Source organism: Pseudomonas sp. KH_021, from assembly GCF_057838865.1.
Window position 1 is genome coordinate 4,695,264 of record NZ_CM174477.1, and the last position, 17,157, is coordinate 4,712,420.

The 17,157-nt window shown below is 58.7% G+C and carries 12 protein-coding genes and 1 pseudogene; 2 read left to right on the forward strand and 11 right to left on the reverse strand.

Annotated elements, in window-relative coordinates:
- Both AC3IX4_RS21665 and rluC read right to left on the reverse strand, forming a co-directional pair.
- A complete protein-coding gene (locus tag AC3IX4_RS21665) occupies nucleotides 1–663 on the reverse strand; it encodes an HAD-IA family hydrolase (protein WP_489257417.1) in 663 nt (220 codons plus the stop codon).
- Nucleotides 653–1,609, reverse strand: a complete 957-nt coding sequence (gene rluC / locus AC3IX4_RS21670; protein ID WP_489257418.1) for a 23S rRNA pseudouridine(955/2504/2580) synthase RluC — start codon at nucleotides 1,607–1,609, stop codon at nucleotides 653–655. The genes AC3IX4_RS21665 and rluC overlap by 11 nt, the downstream gene beginning before the upstream one ends.
- A 758-nt stretch (nucleotides 1,610–2,367) precedes the next feature.
- On the opposite strand from rluC, the gene rne reads away from it, so the two are divergent.
- A complete protein-coding gene (rne, locus tag AC3IX4_RS21675; protein WP_489257419.1) occupies nucleotides 2,368–5,574 on the forward strand; it encodes a ribonuclease E in 3,207 nt (1,068 codons plus the stop codon).
- Nucleotides 5,575–5,808: 234 nt separating this feature from the next.
- On the opposite strand, the gene AC3IX4_RS21680 is transcribed toward rne, so the two are convergent.
- The 9 genes and pseudogenes from AC3IX4_RS21680 to AC3IX4_RS21720 form a co-directional block, all read right to left on the reverse strand.
- Nucleotides 5,809–7,074, reverse strand: a complete 1,266-nt coding sequence (locus AC3IX4_RS21680; RefSeq protein WP_489257420.1) for an ATP-binding protein — start codon at nucleotides 7,072–7,074, stop codon at nucleotides 5,809–5,811.
- 2 nt (nucleotides 7,075–7,076) lie between these two features.
- Complete coding sequence (locus tag AC3IX4_RS21685) at nucleotides 7,077–9,911, reverse strand: TrlF family AAA-like ATPase (RefSeq protein ID WP_489257421.1); 2,835 nt, start codon at nucleotides 9,909–9,911, stop codon at nucleotides 7,077–7,079.
- A gap of 178 nt (nucleotides 9,912–10,089) precedes the next feature.
- Nucleotides 10,090–11,109, reverse strand: coding sequence for a UDP-N-acetylmuramate dehydrogenase (murB, locus tag AC3IX4_RS21690; protein ID WP_489257422.1), 1,020 nt, complete (start codon nucleotides 11,107–11,109; stop codon nucleotides 10,090–10,092).
- Between the two features lie 34 nt (nucleotides 11,110–11,143).
- Nucleotides 11,144–11,908 carry a 3-deoxy-manno-octulosonate cytidylyltransferase gene (gene kdsB / locus AC3IX4_RS21695; RefSeq protein WP_489257423.1) on the reverse strand — a complete coding sequence of 255 codons (765 nt, stop codon included), beginning with the start codon at nucleotides 11,906–11,908 and terminating at the stop codon, nucleotides 11,144–11,146.
- Entirely contained in the window at nucleotides 11,905–12,090 is a 186-nt protein-coding gene (locus AC3IX4_RS21700) for a Trm112 family protein (RefSeq protein ID WP_049861532.1), read from the reverse strand. The genes kdsB and AC3IX4_RS21700 overlap by 4 nt, the downstream gene beginning before the upstream one ends.
- Nucleotides 12,091–12,124: 34 nt before the next feature.
- Nucleotides 12,125–13,125: pseudogene (lpxK, locus tag AC3IX4_RS21705) on the reverse strand (tetraacyldisaccharide 4'-kinase).
- Complete coding sequence (locus AC3IX4_RS21710) at nucleotides 13,125–13,553, reverse strand: ExbD/TolR family protein (RefSeq protein WP_489257424.1); 429 nt, start codon at nucleotides 13,551–13,553, stop codon at nucleotides 13,125–13,127. Before AC3IX4_RS21710 ends, lpxK begins: the two are co-directional and overlap by 1 nt.
- Complete coding sequence (locus AC3IX4_RS21715) at nucleotides 13,550–14,185, reverse strand: MotA/TolQ/ExbB proton channel family protein (protein ID WP_489261337.1); 636 nt, start codon at nucleotides 14,183–14,185, stop codon at nucleotides 13,550–13,552. Before AC3IX4_RS21715 ends, AC3IX4_RS21710 begins: the two co-directional genes overlap by 4 nt.
- Before the next feature lie 62 nt (nucleotides 14,186–14,247).
- A complete protein-coding gene (locus AC3IX4_RS21720; RefSeq protein ID WP_489257425.1) occupies nucleotides 14,248–16,491 on the reverse strand; it encodes a DNA internalization-related competence protein ComEC/Rec2 in 2,244 nt (747 codons plus the stop codon).
- Between the two features lie 144 nt (nucleotides 16,492–16,635).
- Here AC3IX4_RS21720 and AC3IX4_RS21725 point away from each other — a divergent pair, with 144 nt between their 5' ends.
- Complete coding sequence (locus AC3IX4_RS21725) at nucleotides 16,636–17,151, forward strand: DUF2062 domain-containing protein (protein WP_489257426.1); 516 nt, start codon at nucleotides 16,636–16,638, stop codon at nucleotides 17,149–17,151.
- Nucleotides 17,152–17,157 lie beyond the last annotated feature (6 nt).

The window sequence follows — 17,157 nt, forward strand, 5'->3', positions numbered from 1 at the left end:
TCAGGCCCGCTGCTCGCTCAGCCAGACGCCCAACTGTGAAAAACTGTCGATCTCGAGCCGTGGCGCATGTTCGCGCAACTCGCTCAAGCTCATGGCGCCATAACCCACCGCCACCGAATCCATCCCGGCATTGCGCGCCATCAACAAATCGAACGCCGAGTCACCCACCATCAAGGCTTTTTCCGGCACCACGTTACAGTGCGCCAGAATCTGCTCCAGCATCAATGGATGGGGCTTGCTGAGCGTCTCATCGGCTGCGCGAGTGATATCGAAATACGCTTCCCAGCGATGCGCCTTCAAGACCCGATCAAGACCCCGGCGAGCCTTGCCAGTGGCGACTGCCAGCCGATAACCCTGGGCACGAAAGGCCTCCAGCGACTCAACCACACCCGGGAACAATGGCGACGGCTCTTCATCCATGGCCATGTACTGGTCAGCATATCGGGACCGAAAGGCCGCTATCTGGTCGTCATCGCACTCGGGATACAAGGCACGGATAGCCTCTGGCAGCGCCAGGCCAATGATGCCCTTGATCGCCGCATCGTCGCGTCGCGGCCAGCCATAGTCGTCGGCCGCACGCTTCATGGCCTCGACGATACGGCCGATCGAATCAGCCAGCGTGCCATCCCAATCAAAAATGAGCAGCTCGTAATCAGCTGGCACTCAAACGCTCCACAGTCTTGGCCCACATATCATCCACGGGCGCTTCAAGCTTGAGCTCGCCACCGTCAGGCAGCGGCACGGTCAAGGCATAGGCATGCAGAAACAGGCGCTTGCCACCCAACTCGCGAATTTCCCGAGTGAAGTCTTCATCGCCATATTTGCTGTCGCCAGCAATGCAATGACCGGCATGCAAGGCGTGTACGCGAATCTGGTGTGTACGACCGGTAATCGGCCGGGCCTCGACCATGGTGGCAAACTCACCAAAGCGACGCAGCACCTTGAACAGTGTCAACGCCTCCTTGCCCTCTTCGCTCACCTCGACCATTCGCTCGCCGGAACGCAGATTGCTTTTTTGCAGCGGCGCCCGGACCTGTTTCTTGGCGGTCGCCCAATGGCCACGCACCAGCGCCATGTAACGCTTGTCGACACCATCACCACGCAGCGCCGCATGCAAGTGACGCAACATGCTGCGCTTCTTGGCAATCATCAACAAACCGGAAGTGTCCCGATCCAGACGATGGACCAGCTCCAGCTCCTTGGCGTCAGGACGCAACTGGCGAAAGGCTTCGATCACGCCATAATTCAGGCCGCTACCACCATGCACGGCAATACCCGCCGGCTTGTTGATCACGATCAGCGCCTTGTCTTCGAAGACAATGGACGCTTCCAGGCGCTGCAGCAGCCCCTGGGCCAGCGGCACCGGCTCGTCACGCTCAGGCAGGCGCATAGGCGGCACGCGAATGATATCGCCGGCCTGGAGTTTGTATTCGGGCTTGATACGGCCTTTATTCACACGCACTTCACCTTTTCGCAGGATGCGATAGATGAGGGTCTTGGGTACACCCTTGAGCGCGGTGAAGAGGAAGTTATCGATGCGTTGGCCGGCAAGTTCCGGCGCGACTTCAAGCAGCTGAACGCCGGAAGTCGGGGGGGCAGTAGTCGTCATTTGCGGATCATAACAATTTTTTATGGATTTGAAGCACTTAATGATTGCTGCTATAGTCGCGAACGCCGCCAAAAGCGGCTGGCCAGCGGATCACCGGCTCCAAGCCGACCCTGACCGACACGATTCACGAGGACGCGAGGCCGTCCGACGGGGTTTTTGCTAGTTTACGGAATGCTTGGATACGTAACCAGCGCAGATGAGAGAAGACCGATAAAAGACATAAAGAACGGTGTTTCGCACTCACTTTCAGTTTTTTTCGACGTCCATCACTCAGCGCAGTCACCTTCACGCACTCCCGGCGAATGCTTCGGAAATACCGAGCCTTAAAAGCCTAAAGTGCGCGAGCTCCCGAATCGGAGATCGCGATAAATGCCAACCCGTTGCGGATTCAGCGCGCGGCAGCACCCGAATTATCAGGGATACGTGTAGGGTGGAGATGCACAACCGTCGGACCGTGTAGCACCGCATCAGCTCGATTAGCCACGTACTGGCACTATTTCAAGCTGATCCGGTCCTGATCAAGACGCCTGACAAGGGTGTCCGCGGCCGAAGGCTGATTCCTCCTCCTGACTGAGTGCTTTTGACACCACAGCTAGCAGGACGCGTTGTCGCCACCTCGCCCCCACTGGTTACCAGTAGCGGTAGAGCGTCGCTAGACACTGGAGTGGCCAGCCACTCCTGACGCACCCTGACACCGACCGTGAGAAGTCGTGTGTGCCGAACGCCGTTTCCGGCAGCCCGGAAACCGACGGTACTACATGAAAAGAATGCTGATTAACGCAACTCAACCCGAAGAGTTGCGTGTTGCCCTGGTAGATGGCCAGCGCCTCTACGACCTGGACATCGAATCTGGCGCGCGTGAGCAAAAAAAGGCCAACATCTACAAAGGCCGTATCACCCGCATCGAACCCAGCCTTGAGGCCGCCTTTGTCGACTTCGGCTCGGAACGCCATGGCTTCCTGCCCCTGAAAGAAATCTCCCGCGAATACTTCAAGAAGTCCCCCGAGGGTCGCGTCAACATCAAGGACGTCCTGAGCGAAGGCCAGGAAGTCATCGTTCAGGTCGAAAAAGAAGAACGTGGAAACAAGGGCGCCGCCCTGACCACCTTCATCAGCCTGGCCGGTCGTTACCTGGTGCTGATGCCGAACAATCCGCGTGCCGGTGGCATCTCGCGCCGCATCGAAGGCGAAGAGCGCAATGAACTGCGCGAAGCCCTCAATGGCCTGATCGCCCCTGCCGACATGGGCCTGATCGTTCGCACTGCCGGCCTTGGCCGCAGCAGCGAAGAGATGCAGTGGGACCTGGACTACCTGCTGCAACTGTGGACCGCCATCAAGGAAGCCTCGCTGGATCGCACCGCGCCATTCCTGATCTACCAGGAAAGCAACGTCATCATCCGCGCCATCCGCGACTACCTGCGCCAGGACATCGGCGAAGTGCTGATCGACAGCATCGAAGCCCAGGAAGAAGCCCTGACCTTCATTCGCCAGGTGATGCCGCAGTACGCCAGCAAGATCAAGCTGTACGAAGACAGCGTGCCGCTGTTCAATCGTTTCCAGATCGAAAGCCAGATCGAAACCGCTTTCCAGCGCGTTGTCGAACTGCCATCGGGCGGCTCGATCGTGATCGATCCGACCGAAGCCCTGGTGTCCATCGACATCAACTCGGCCCGCGCCACTAAAGGCAGCGACATCGAAGAAACCGCCCTGCAGACCAACCTGGAAGCGGCCGAGGAAATCGCTCGTCAGCTGCGCCTGCGTGATATCGGCGGCCTGATCGTGATCGACTTCATCGACATGACCCCGGCCAAGAACCAGCGCGCCGTGGAAGAAAAAGTCCGCGAATGCCTGGAAGCTGACCGTGCTCGCGTGCAAGTTGGCCGCATCTCGCGCTTCGGCTTGCTGGAAATGTCCCGCCAGCGCCTGCGTCCTTCCCTGGGCGAAAGCAGCGGCATCGTCTGCCCACGCTGCAGCGGCACCGGTATCATCCGCGACGTCGAATCACTGTCGCTGGCAATCCTGCGCCTGATCGAAGAAGAGGCCCTGAAGGACCGCACCGCCGAAGTCCGCGCCCAGGTGCCGATCCCGGTGGCAGCCTTCCTGCTCAACGAAAAGCGCAACTCGATCACCAAGATCGAACTGCGCACCCGTGCTCGCATCGTCATTCTGCCGAACGATCACCTGGAAACCCCGCACTTCGAAGTACAGCGCCTGCGTGACGACAACCCGGAAGCCCAGACCAGCCAGTCGAGCTACGAGATCGCCGCCACCGAGACCGAAGAAGTACAGCCGGTCGCCGCTACCCGCACCCTGGTACGCCAGGAAGCCGCGGTCAAGACCGCTCCGCCGCGTACCTCCGCGCCCGTCCCGACCACACCTGAGCCTACCGCTCCAGTGGTAGCTCCTGTTGCCACGCCGGAACCCAGCCTGTTCAAGGGCCTGGTGAAGTCGCTGGTCAGCCTGTTCGCAGGCAAGGAAGAGCCAGTCGCGCCTGCCGCTACCGTGGTTGAGAAGCCGGCTACCGAACGCCCTGCTCGCAACGAAGAGCGTCGCAACGGTCGCCAGCAGACTCGCAACCGCAATGGCCGCCGCGATGAAGATCGCAAGCCTCGCGAAGAGCGCGCCCCGCGTGAAGAACGCGCACCACGTGAGGAGCGCGCACCCCGCGAAGCTCGCGAGGAAGCACCGGCACGCGAAGAGCGTCGCCAGCCGCGTGAAGAGCGTCAGCCACGTCCGCCACGCGAAGAGCGTCGCAGCCGCGAAGATCGCCCTGTCCGTGAACTGCGCGAGCCGCTGGACGCCGAAACCCCCGTCGTTCGTGAAGAACGTCCTGAGCGCGCCCCGCGTGAAGAGCGTGCGCCACGTGAAGAACGTGCACCTCGCGAAGAGCGCGCACCACGGGAAGAGCGCCAACCGCGCCAGCCACGTGAAGAGCGTCAACCGCGGGTAGAACAGGCTTCAGCTGCTGCCGCAGAAGAAACCCTGCCTAACGAAGAGCAACTGCAGGACGACAACCTGGAAGCCGCCGATGGCGAACGTCCACGTCGCCGCTCCCGTGGCCAGCGTCGTCGCAGCAACCGCCGCGAACGCCAACGCGATGCCAACGGCAATGTAGTTGAAGGTTCGGAAGAAGGCAGTGAAGAGCAAGGCGCCGAATTGGCCGCAGGCCTGGCCGTTACCGCGGCTGTCGCGTCGAGCACCATCAGCGCACCCGCCGAAGCCGAAGCCAACCGCCAGGCAGAAGTCGCCACCGCTGCTGTACAGGAAACTGTCGAAGCACCTGCACCAACGCCAGTTACCGAAGTGGAAGAAGTGGCCGAAGCAGTCGCCAAAGCCAGCTCTGCAGCACAACCTTCTGAAGCGTTTGAAGCGCCAGAGACCAATGTTGCCCCGGTGATCGAACTGCCATTTGTAGCGGATGAGCCAGCTGCCACCACTGCTGTTCAAGAGCCGAGCATCGCCCCAGCAGTAGAAGCTGCTCCGGTTGAGGCCAAGGCTGAAGTGGCTGAAGTGGCTGCAGAACCTGTTGCACCGGCACCGGTCGTTGAGACCCCTGCGGCCATTGAACCAGCGCCAGAAGTCGTCGTGACCGAAGCGCCTGAAATGCCTGCACCGCAAGTGCAAGCAGAGCCTGCGGTGCAGGCCCCCGTGGTCGAAGCAGAGCCTGTGGTTGAGGCTCCAGTTGCAGAAGCGACCCCCGTCGTCGAAGCGCCAGCTATCCCGCTGACCACCCACGGTCGCGCTCCGAACGACCCACGCGAAGTGCGTCGCCGCAAGCGCGAAGCCGAGCGCCTGGCCAAGGAAGCTGAGGCTGCTGCAGCCTCTGAAGCCACTGCAGAACAGCCTGCTGCTATCGAACCTGCCCCGGCAGTCGTCGAGCAAGCTTCGCAGCCGGCTGAAGACGTGGTTGTCGAGCATAACCACAACGCCCATGCCGAGCCGAAAGAGCACAAGCCCTTCGTCTGATCCATAGGCAATAAAAAACCCCGCGGCCCTTGGGCAAGCGGGGTTTTTTATTGCCTGGTCAAAAAGCAATGTCGACGCCATTACCGCTGGCGCAGCCACCAACCTACTACACCAAGATGAACGAGCGATGGCCAAGCTAGCTTGGCCAAAGATCTGTTGTTGCCAATAAGTGATCGGCAAATTTGGCCACTGCGTCGTCTGCCAGCAATACCCACAACTCTACACAGCCTCCATTTAGCCTTCAGCGTCGATAGCAGCAGACGGAATGATCAACAGCAACTCAGACTCATCCACGAGTATGTAAGTTGGACGAATACCGGACAAGCGCTCACTACTATCCAAGATGATCTGGACCCCCTCCCCTCGCTTATCCATCATGGCGCTGCGCCCTGAAAGATCCCTCTCCTGCTTTGAAACGCTACACTTGGCGAGTAGACTTGTGATCTCCTCGTTTCTCGCCGCTTGGCGGTACGGCAGACTATCCACTGTCATTGTGTTCGGGATCATGCCCGGCGAATAAAGCTCCAACCTGTCAGCAAACATGCGTAACCGAATCTTTGCGCCGTGGATGGAATAGTCACGGTGAGCGACAGCATTCACCAATGCCTCGAACACTGCTGTCAAATCAAATTGCGGTACATCGTGACGACCTTCTTCTTTGCTGGCGAAAACACGCATATTTTTTTTGACGAAGTGACATGCCCCAAGCACCTGCTGATCAAGCGGACCCGTAATATCCTGAGCATCGAGTTGATAGGCCTGATCACCTTGCGGCAATATTTCTGTGCCTCGATACGCGACAGCTTGGATAAAGGCATTGGGCAACCAAAGCCGAGGATCTTGAGTTGCCATCAATACGCCGGTAATTGTGGGACGTAAGACTTCGTCAGTATCTATACGGGCCATAGCAAGCTTGTCGAGAAGAACCTCTCGACTATCGTGCACGCGCGGGCTGGCGAAACGCTGCCAGAGCTCAGGCTGCAAGTCGTCAAGCGTAGCCCCGGGGACTGGTTGCTCATCGAAGCGGATAATGCGCGCCTGACTACGTTGCTGGAACTGCCGTGCTAGATACTCTGGTGCCATCTCACGTTTGGCGCTACCAACCCGATGCATATAGCCTCCTGGGCTTCTATGCACGAAGAGGCTGCGAGGTATCTCTACCTTTATGACAGGTAGCTGCTCACCCGTAGTTGATGGAAGAGTCAGGCGCTCAATGACCGGGTTGAGCGATGGAGTAACAGAGTTAATGCAAATCTCGCGAATAAAATCCTCGACAACGTCGAGCCTATCGAGAGCAATGCCTACGACCTCTCGCCGATCGTCCACGCCCATGACGCAGACACCACCGCGACTGTTCGCGAATGCAGCCAACTCGTCAGCCAACGAATCACGATGGGGAGCGGCCACTCTATTACCGGAGAGGCGAACCTCCTTCAATTCCAAAAAGGAATCCTCACCCAAGCGAATTTTCTCGATCAGGTCAATGGGGTTGTCATACATCGTTAAACCTCTCTTCCCAAGCGTTGGTAACGTCGCTCGAAAGCGTCTTTACCTCCCTCCATCACCTTGCAGATTTCCTCTCGCATGGCCTTGTTCTGCAATGATCCTGACTGGCTGACGAAACACTGATGGTTGAAGTCGAGCACGTGAATCATCTCAGCGTCGCCATTGACTACGATATTTGGATTGTGGGTCACAATGATGAGCTGTCGTCGTTGCTTGTTGGCGCGAATTTGTTGCACGACCAGATCATAGATTAAATGGTTGTCCAAATCGTCTTCGGGCTGATCCAAGACCAGAGGCTCGTCACCGTGAGCAAGCAAGAAGGCCAACATAGCTGCGGCGCGTTGACCAGCCGAAGCCTGCCCAATCGACTGAAAATCTTTACCGTTGCCTTTACGACTGTACTCTACCTGCAAGCCATCCTCGGGAAACCAGCACTGAATGTGGTTGATTAGCTCGGGGCGTTTTTCGGTTTCACCTGTCAGGTATTTGTTGAACCAACCACCAAACTCAGCTGAACCGCGACATGACGACACCAAGCGGTTTTGCAATTGCTTGATAGCCTCTTCAAGGTGCTGTGTGGCTGGCTCATCTGGCGTCTCAAGCAAATCAGCTGCCTGAAGCAAATTGGCAACTAGCCCCTTAGCCGGGGTGTCACCTTGTGATTCGGTATAAATATCGTCCTTGAACTTGTCTGGAACCCCGAGTAAATCTCGTAGCGAGCGATCCATGGCTTGAGCATCGCGGCCATAAGGAATCAAATTCATCCGAACAAAGTGGTTTTCTGCCAGCGTTTCTTCAAGGAATTGCATGCGCGTCGCACTGATGGCCTGGCGTGCATGCCAAACGTGTTCGAGCTGCGATTTGGCATGCACGCTCAAGTCGTCGAACTGTTTTTTCAGTGCATCCAAACGTTTGACTTCTGTATCTAGACGTTGTCGCTCCTGCACCAGACGTCCATATTCACTAGGGTCATTTACACCCTGAGTCAGCAAATCGGTTTTCAGGGCCTCATAATCGACTCTTGCCTTCTCAACCTGTGCTTGCCAGCGACTCTGCAACAATTGCTCTTTGAGCGCGCCGCTGTTGTCGACTAATTGCTGTGCTATGGCCTCTACCTGAGCTTGGGCTTGTGCAATGGACGAGGCTAATTGCAGAACAATCGCCAGCGCGTCGCTGTCGGCGACGGGGTCGAATACGCTTTCGGGTAAATCTTCGGCCAGTAAGTGCCCCGCCAACTCACGCAGACGCGTTGCCGTTTCAATTACAGTATCAAACTGTCGGTCCAACTCTCGGGTTTGGCGGCTAGTTCGCTGATAAGCCTTCAGTACTTCAGCGTGGTGAGCATCTTCAAAGCGCGCTAGCTTACGTTGCACATCCTGCAGGGTTAGATTCAGTGCCTCACGCCCTTTGAGCTTGCCATTCAGCTCGCGCAATTTGGCGCAGGTACTGAAGAATCCACTTTTGGCCTCTTCGAATAGGTTTTTTGCAGTATCCGTCCCAGCGGCTTCGTCTATTACTTGTAATAGAGCCTGTTGGCTTTCACCCGCCAGCGCTGCGATTTGCCCCTGGCTAAACAGCCTCACAGGAAAGCGTTGTTCGGTAATTGCCTGACTCTCGGATGTTTTCCATTGAGAGGTAATTTCGTCCCACTCTTCGACGGCTTGGCCTTGCCCATCTTGTTGCCATAACAAGCGATAACGGACGCCATCGCGGCTCAGAGTAAGCGTAATGCGCGTAGAGGCGAGCAGGCCTCCCAAATCATTTCGGGATCTGGCAATTTTGTTGAAGCGCACAAAGGTCTCGCTGGCCTCGCCGCTTGCCCCCAGCTCACGTTCTCGTCGGTAAGCTAGCCGTAGAGAGTGCACGATTGTGGACTTGCCAGTGCCCCGACCACCAACCAACGCATTGAAATAAGGGTTGAACGCCAGTCGGGTGAGTTTATTGCCGCGCCCCATGAAACGAGCATCGGCTATTTCGATGGCCTCGATGAAGTGTTCAGGTCTGTCGAACGGGGAAAAGGGCTCGACGTCGTCGCTACGACGCACTGAAATACCTTGCCCATCCAACAGAGCCAAACGCAGCCCTTCCAGAGAAGGCTTGGCCATCTTGATCCAGGTATAGCGCGAACCAGGTACGGCTGGGCCTTGGAAGGTATGGCAGTCGGAACCAATTACTTCAGCCCAGTTCAATTTTGACTGGATGTAGGTTGATGGCTTAGGAGCTGCGGGGGTCAACACCTCCATGGCCAACACGCCAGGACTACTCAATAACAGCTCTACGGTTTGATGGTCGAGAACAGACTGGATGGAGCCCTCTGCTTTGAGTTGCAGCAAGCCCTTACTAGCGTCGGCATGGGCAGGAATAGGCAGCGCGCCAGCCTCTAGTACAGCCTGCACCACATCTGCCGCACTTCGACGGGTTACACCATCACTATCGCCTTTTGTACCGCTGTAATCGACTCGGCCCAGCAGGGAGTCAATGTCACTGGTCGTGGCGTCGGTACCGAAAATCGCTAGTAGGTGGAAGCCCCCATTGACGGAAAGCTCCACGCCAGGAAACAGATGTAGTTCGCGAAACCCCTCAGGCGGATCTTCCTGCATGGTCGCGTAAGCGAACTTTAATTTGTCTACCCAAGCGCCGCAGTTGTGGTCAGTGACGGCCACACAGTCAATACCTGCCACCATGTATTTCAGGAGCCATTGCTTAGCTGTTAGCTCGTCAACCGTCCCCATCGCTCGCTGCCAAGCGTCCGTATCCTTGGAGGCGGGGGTATGCGTATGGAAGTCAAATTTCCACCAGCGGGCGCCGGGGTAAGGCCATTGAAAACTCATTGAAACTCCTCAGTCAGAGCAAAAAAGGTGAATATGCATACTCCTTGAACGCTCTGCCCTGCTGCTTTTTGAGCTCCCTTGGCCGTCGGCATGTCCATTATTCCCCTTTAAATCATGTCTATATCCAGCACTTTCTAGAGACGGTGTAGTGGCCGGACGCTTACGGCGCGACGGATGCTTAGTACAGGTTAGGCTCCATCTCCAGCGTCACATCGAAGCGCTTGGCAATATCCGCCTGAATCATCTGCGCCAAATGATGCAGTTGCTCACCAGTAGCCGTGCCGTAATTCACCAGGACCAAAGATTGCAAACGATGCACGCCGGCGTCTCCCTCCCGATAACCTTTCCATCCGGCCTGCTCGATCAGCCAGCCTGCAGCAAGCTTCACCCGGCCATCAGCCTGCGGATAAGCCACCAACCCCGGATGCTCGATTTTGATTTGCGCCGCCAGCGCCGCACTGATCACCGGGTTCTTGAAGAAGCTACCCGCATTGCCAAGTTGTGCCGGATCCGGCAGTTTCTCACGGCGAATACTGCAAATCGCCTGGCTAACATCCAGCGGCAGCGGATGCTCGATCCCCTGCTCCGCCAGGCGCTGGCGAACAGGACCGTAGTCCAGATGCAGACTCGCGTTGCGATCCAGAGCAAAGCGCACCCGCAGAATGACCCAGCGCCCAGGTGCTTGCTTGAACAGGCTATCGCGGTAACCAAAGGCGCACTCTTCAAGGGTGAAGTCGCGCAGCTCGCCACTTTGTCGGTCAAGCGCCGTCAAGCCGACGAATACATCCTTGATCTCCACGCCATAGGCACCGATGTTCTGCATCGGCGCGGCGCCCACTGTTCCAGGGATAAGGCTGAGATTTTCCAGGCCAGCCAGCCCCTGCTCCAGGCTCCACTGCACGAACGGGTGCCAAGGCTCGCCCGCTTGTGCTTCGACGATGGCGCGCACGCCATCGTCTTGCAGCACGCGAATACCTCGGCTGGCCATGCGCACGACCAGCGCCGTGACATCGCCCGTCAGCAGCAGATTGCTCCCGCCTCCCAGCAGTAATACCGGCAGCTGTCGGTCCTTCGCATAGGCCAAGGCCTGGCGAACCTCGGTGTCATTGTGTGCCTCGACAAACCATTGAGCCTGGACATCAATGCCAAAGGTATTGAACGGCTTGAGCGATACCTGCGATTGCACGTTCAAACTCATGCGATTTTGCCCATACAGACGAACAGAGCTCGCATCATGCCTCCAGCAGGCGCCTTACGCGCTCCAGGTCTTCAGCGGTGTCGACCCCTGGCGGCGGCGCCTCGACCGCATCGGCAACGTGGATGCGCACGCCGTGCCACAAGGCCCGCAATTGCTCCAGCGATTCAGTGTTCTCGAGCCAGCACGGCCCCCAGCTCACGAAGTCCTGGAGGAAACCTGCGCGATAGGCATAAATACCGATATGACGACGATAGGGAATGTTCGCCGGCAATTGGTTCGGATTTTTGGCAAAGTCATCACGCGCCCATGGCAAGGGTGCGCGACTAAAGGTCAACGCCAGGCCATCAAGATCGCTGACGACCTTGACCACGTTAGGGTTGAACAGGGTTTGAGCATCGTCGATCGGCTCGCACAAGGTCGAAATGCCAGCCTCAGGGTGAGCGGCCAGGTTGGAGGCCACCTGATCAATCACCGCTGGCGGAATCATCGGCTCATCACCCTGCACGTTCACAACGATGGCATCGGCTGCCAGGCCCAGTTGCTGCGCAACCTCTGCCAGGCGGTCGGTGCCGGAGTTGTGATCGTCCCGCGTCATCAAGACTTCGGCGCCAAATGCCTGGCAAGCCTCGACAATGCGCGCGTCATCCGTGGCCACGACCACACGCTCTGCACCGCTCTTGAGCGCCTGCTCCCAGACATGCTGGACCATGGGTTTGCCAGCGATGGTCTGCAATGGCTTGCCCGGAAAGCGGGTCGAACCAAAACGGGCTGGAATCACTACGGTAAAGGCGTTGCTCATTTATCCAGGCGCTCGTCGTCAGTCAGGGTGCGGGCTTCGGTTTCCAGCATGACCGGGATGCCGTCACGGATCGGATAGGCAAGCCCGGCGCCCTTGCTGATCAGCTCGGTCTTGTCGGCGCTGAGTTTCAGCGGGCCCTTGGTAATCGGGCAGGCCAGAATGTCGAGCAGTTTGGTATCCATGGAAAAATCCTCGGGCAGAGCAATAAAGACAAGGTCAGGGTTCACGCAGCAGGCGTGAAAGCTGGGTATTGAACCACGCCACAAAGGCCTCGCAAGGCACGGCATCGACCGCCAGGTACCACCAATCGGGGGCTGCAAAGGTTCGGCATTTCACCGCGTCCTTTTCGGTCATGATCAATGGCAAGGTCGGGGCGAAACTCAGGACCTGGGCGGTGTAGACCGCATGGTCGGCAAACGCATGGGCGATAGGTTGCCAGTTTAGCCCCTCAAGGGTGCTGAAGAAACGTTGCGGGTTACCGATGCCGGCCACGGCATGCACCGCCTGCCCGGCAGGAAAATGGTCCAGCGCCACCCGCTCACCGCTATGCAGGTTGATCAGGGCCGTCGGCTTCAAGCGAAAGGCAAAGCCGCCGTCACGCCCTTTCGATGCACCGTTGTAGAGAACGGCGTCCACCGACTGCAGGCGCTCGACCGGCTCTCGCAAGGGGCCTGCAGGTAAACAGCGGCCATTGCCCAGCCCGCGGGCGGCGTCGATCAACACCAGTTCAAGATCGCGAGCCAGGCGGTAATGCTGCAAACCGTCGTCCGAGAGGATGAGGTCCAGCGATTCGGCTTCGACTAACGCCTTGACCGCCCGACTGCGGTCGGGGTCGATCATCAACGGCACGCCAGTACGCTGCACGATCAGCAATGGCTCATCGCCCGCCACCGCGGCGCTGTCATCCGGGCTGACACGCCAGGGCAATTGCGGCGGTTGCGCGCCATAACCGCGACTGACTACGCCAACGCGAATACCACGGCGGCGACAATGCTCGATCAGCCAGAGAATCATGGGCGTCTTGCCAGTACCGCCCACCGTGATATTGCCCACGACCAGCACCGGGACAGGGGAACGGTAGATCTCTCCCCCCCCGCCACAAAGCGCTCGCGCTTGCGCTGGACAATACGCCGATATAGCGCCTCCAGCGGCCTGAGCAAGGTCAAGGCTGGATGACCTTGATACCAGGCAGCCAGTAAACGATCAGAAAATGCCATCAGTGACTGACCTGCGCCTCGACGGTGGTCATGCGTAAATGGCTGAAGCCCAGTTTGCCGGCCGCATCCATCGCCGTGACCACCGATTGGTGGGGAGTCTTGCCATCTGCACTGATCGACAGCGGCAATTGAGTATCGCCGCCCGATTCCTTCTGCAGGGCGTCCATCAAGGTGACCAGGTCTGCCTTGGGCAGCAGGTGGTCATTCAAGGAATACACACCGTCGGCACTGATGGTGATGTCCAGGCGCTTGAGCTCGGAGTCCGGAGCTGGCGTACCCGTCACGGCCTCTGGCAACTCGACCTTGAGCTGGGTTTCGCGGGTAAAGGTGGTGGTCACCACGAAAAACAGCAGCAGGATAAACACCACATCGATCAGCGATGCCAGGTTGATGTCGACGGTTTCCCGAGGCTTGCGACGGAATTTCACGCCTTGCCCTCGGCCAGGTCGACATCACGGTCACCCTGTACCACTTCGACCAGCTTGATGGCTTCCTGCTCCATGCCGACCACCAGTTCATCGATACGACGCTGCAGGAAACGGTGGAAGAACACCGCCGGGATACCGACCATCAGGCCTGCCGCGGTGGTGATCAACGCTTTGGAAATACCCCCGGCGAGCACGCCGGCATTGGCGGTCATACCCGAGCCCATGAACGAGCTGAAGATATCGATCATGCCCAGCACCGTGCCGAGCAAACCCAGCAAGGGCGCCATGGCCGCAATGGTGCCCAATGCATTGATATAGCGCTCCAGTTCATGGATAACCCGTGCGGCCGCTTCCTCGATGCACTCTTTCATGATTTCACGGCCATGCCTGGAGTTAGCCAGGCCTGCCGCCAGGATTTCACCCAGCGGTGAATCGTTACGCAGCGCGCGCAACTTATCCTTGTTCAGTTGTTTGTCCTTGATCCAACGCCAGACCTGGCCGACCAGGTGCGGCGGGGTGACTCGACTGGCGCGCAGTGTCCACAGACGTTCGGCAACGATGCCGACAGCAGCGATGGAACTCAGGATGATCGGCAGCATCATCCAACCACCGGACTTGACCAATTCCCACACAGTGACGATCCCCTTGAAAAAGTTCGACACTTTAACATAGGGGGACTTGGCGCCGAACAACGTCATGTCGGCTCATCGCGCCGTGGCACAGGATCACGCCAGAAGCGCCGCTGTTCACGCAGCCCACGGGGCATGCCAAATGCCCCCAACTGCAGGTGCAGAGCACCGTAATCAACGTTGTCAAAAGCGCGGATACCCAGGCTGCGCATTCGTGCCATCACCGAAGGATGTGGATGACCAAAGGCGTTGTGACGCCCCCGGGAGATCAGCACGCCCTTGGGCTGGGTGGCCTGCAGAAACGCACGCGAAGAAGAGGTACGGCTGCCATGATGGGGCGCCTGCAGCCAATCCACCGGCCCCGCCTGGGAGCCGCTGAGCCAGGCTCGCTCGCTACGGATATCGATATCTCCGGTCAACAGCAACCGTTCGCCCTTGGCTTGGACCAACAAGGTGCAAGAACCCTGGTTGCTGTCCTGGGCTTCGTGCCATTGCCATAGGGAAAAATGCACGCCATCCCACTCCCAACGCTCGTCACTGATGCAGGCTTGCGCGCCCAGCACAGTCGGTAACGCCCCGGCCTCACCGCTCAAGACACGCTTGACGGGCAGGCCACGCATGACCGCCGACGCTCCCCCGGCGTGATCGGCGTCAGCGTGGCTGAGCAGCATCAGATCCAGCTCGCGCACACCAAGCTTGCGCAAGGTCGGCAATACCACTCGCTCCCCCAGATCGAATCCACCCATGGCCGGCCCGGCGTCAAACAGTGCCGTGTGATTGCGCGTACGCAGTACAAAGGCCAACCCCTGCCCCACATCCAGTTGCCAAACCTGTACTTCGCCCTCTGGAACCCTCGCCTGAGGTGCGAAGGCGGCGAGCAACAGTAACGGCCAGCCGAGCAAGCGCATCGGCAGGCCCGCGGGCAATAACAGCAGCAGCGCCCCGACCGCACTGAGCAACCAGGCCCAGAATGGGATGGCGACCGGCACCCAGGCTGGCAAAAGGCTGGCAATCCAGGCCAGCCAGCGAAATAACAGGTCCAGAGACCCGGCCGCCAGCCACAACAAGCCTTCGCCAACATAGGGAATGGGCAAGGCAGCCGTTCCCATTAGCGCCAGAGGCAGAACGCCGAAGCTCAACCAGGGCACCGCTACCAGATTGGCCAGCGGAGCGCTGAGACTGATCGGCAGGCCCAGCATCAGCAGGATAGGTAACAGCCCAATAGCCACAGCCCATTGAGCTCGCGGCCAGGCTCGCCAAAAGCGCCACGCCCCCAGTCGCCCGCTGAAGGCGATCATCAAGATGCCTACCGCAGCAAACGATAGCCACAACCCCGGGCGCAAACTCGCCAGCGGTTCCAGGATCAATACTCCATTGAGTGCGAGCAGCCAGGGCAAGGCCACCCCCAGGTGGCGAAACCGCAAACGCCACAACAGAACCATTCCCAGCATGATGCAAGCTCGTCGCACGGGTACTTGAAAGCCGGCCAGCATCCCGTAGCCAACAGCAGCCAAGAAGGCCAGGCCGCACGCCCAAGGCAACCAGGGCAAACGGCGTGGCCAGTAACCCAAGCGCGCCAAGCCTGCGATCAAGCCATAGACCAACCCCGCCAACAGGCCAATGTGCTGGCCCGAAATCACCATCAAATGGATCGTGCCGGTGTCCTGCAGAGCCTGCCATTCCTGAGGGCTAAGCCCAGAGCCGTCCCCCAGTACCAACGCAGCCAGGGCACCTTCGCGGCCATGGGCGGGCGCTGTGAGCAAGCGTTGTCGAACACTGTCCCTCCAAGCACCGGCTGCCGGGCGCAACAGTTCGCCTGCCTTGATGCTCCCCGTGGCGCCAATGCGACGAGACAACAAAGCCGCTTCCTGATCGAAACCATGGGGGTTGAGCAAGCCAGCCGGACGTTTGAGGGTGACAGCCAATCGCCAACGCTCACCGCTGTGCACGGGTGGGCCACCGTACCAAACCAGTTGAAGGGTGGCGGGTAACGGCGTTCGCCGCGATGTGGCCTGCGCTAATTCGAATCGCACACTGCCCGCTGTCGTGGAAGGCAGGCCGACAACGCGCCCCTCTACCCACAACGTCCGTCCATCAAGGTGAGGCGGCAGGCGGTCGTCCAACGCCCATTGCGCCGAGAGGCACGCCCAGCTCAATCCCAGCAGAAAAAAACCTAACGGGTAATAACGAAAAGGCAACAGCGCCAAGCCCACCAACGCCATCGCCACGCATCCAGCGACCGGCGGCAAAGCCGGTAAATAGCGCAGGCATAACAGCCCCAGCGCCAGCGCAATCATCCCTGTGCGCATTGAAATAAAGCCTTCTCAACCTGATCCAGTCACTCAGGCTTAGAACAATCGCGACGGCTTCGCTTTATTAATTGTCACAAAGTCTGAACTCGCAGGTTGTAGAATCTGTGCATACTGGCCCGGTCCTGCCAGCCGAGACCCCACATGCCGCGTCGCTTGTTCAAACGTTACATGCCAGACCCGACCAGTATCAGGGAGCATAAATCCCTGCGGTTTCTCGGTCGTCTGCTGCACGACCCCAATTTGTGGCACTTGAACCGCCACTCGGTGGCGCGCGCCATGGCCGTTGGCCTGTTCGCCGCATTCATTCCTATTCCACTGCAGATGCTGTTAGCCGCCAGCCTGGCCATTCCGGTTCGCGCCAACATGCCAATCGCCGTTAGCCTGGTGTGGTTGACCAACCCCATTACCATGCCACCGGTTTTTTTCTGCACCTACCAGATGGGCGCCTGGCTGATGGGCGTTCCGCCCAGGACACTGCCGGATGAGCTGACTTGGGAATGGATTACCGGCCAGCTTTCAACCTTATGGCAGCCATTTCTGCTGGGATCAGTGGTGTGCGGGATATTGCTGGGAGCCTTGGCCTATTGCTTGACCATGGTCTATTGGCGCTGGTGGGTGGCGCGCCAGTGGCGGCGACGCAAACAGCGGTCGTCATGACCGCTG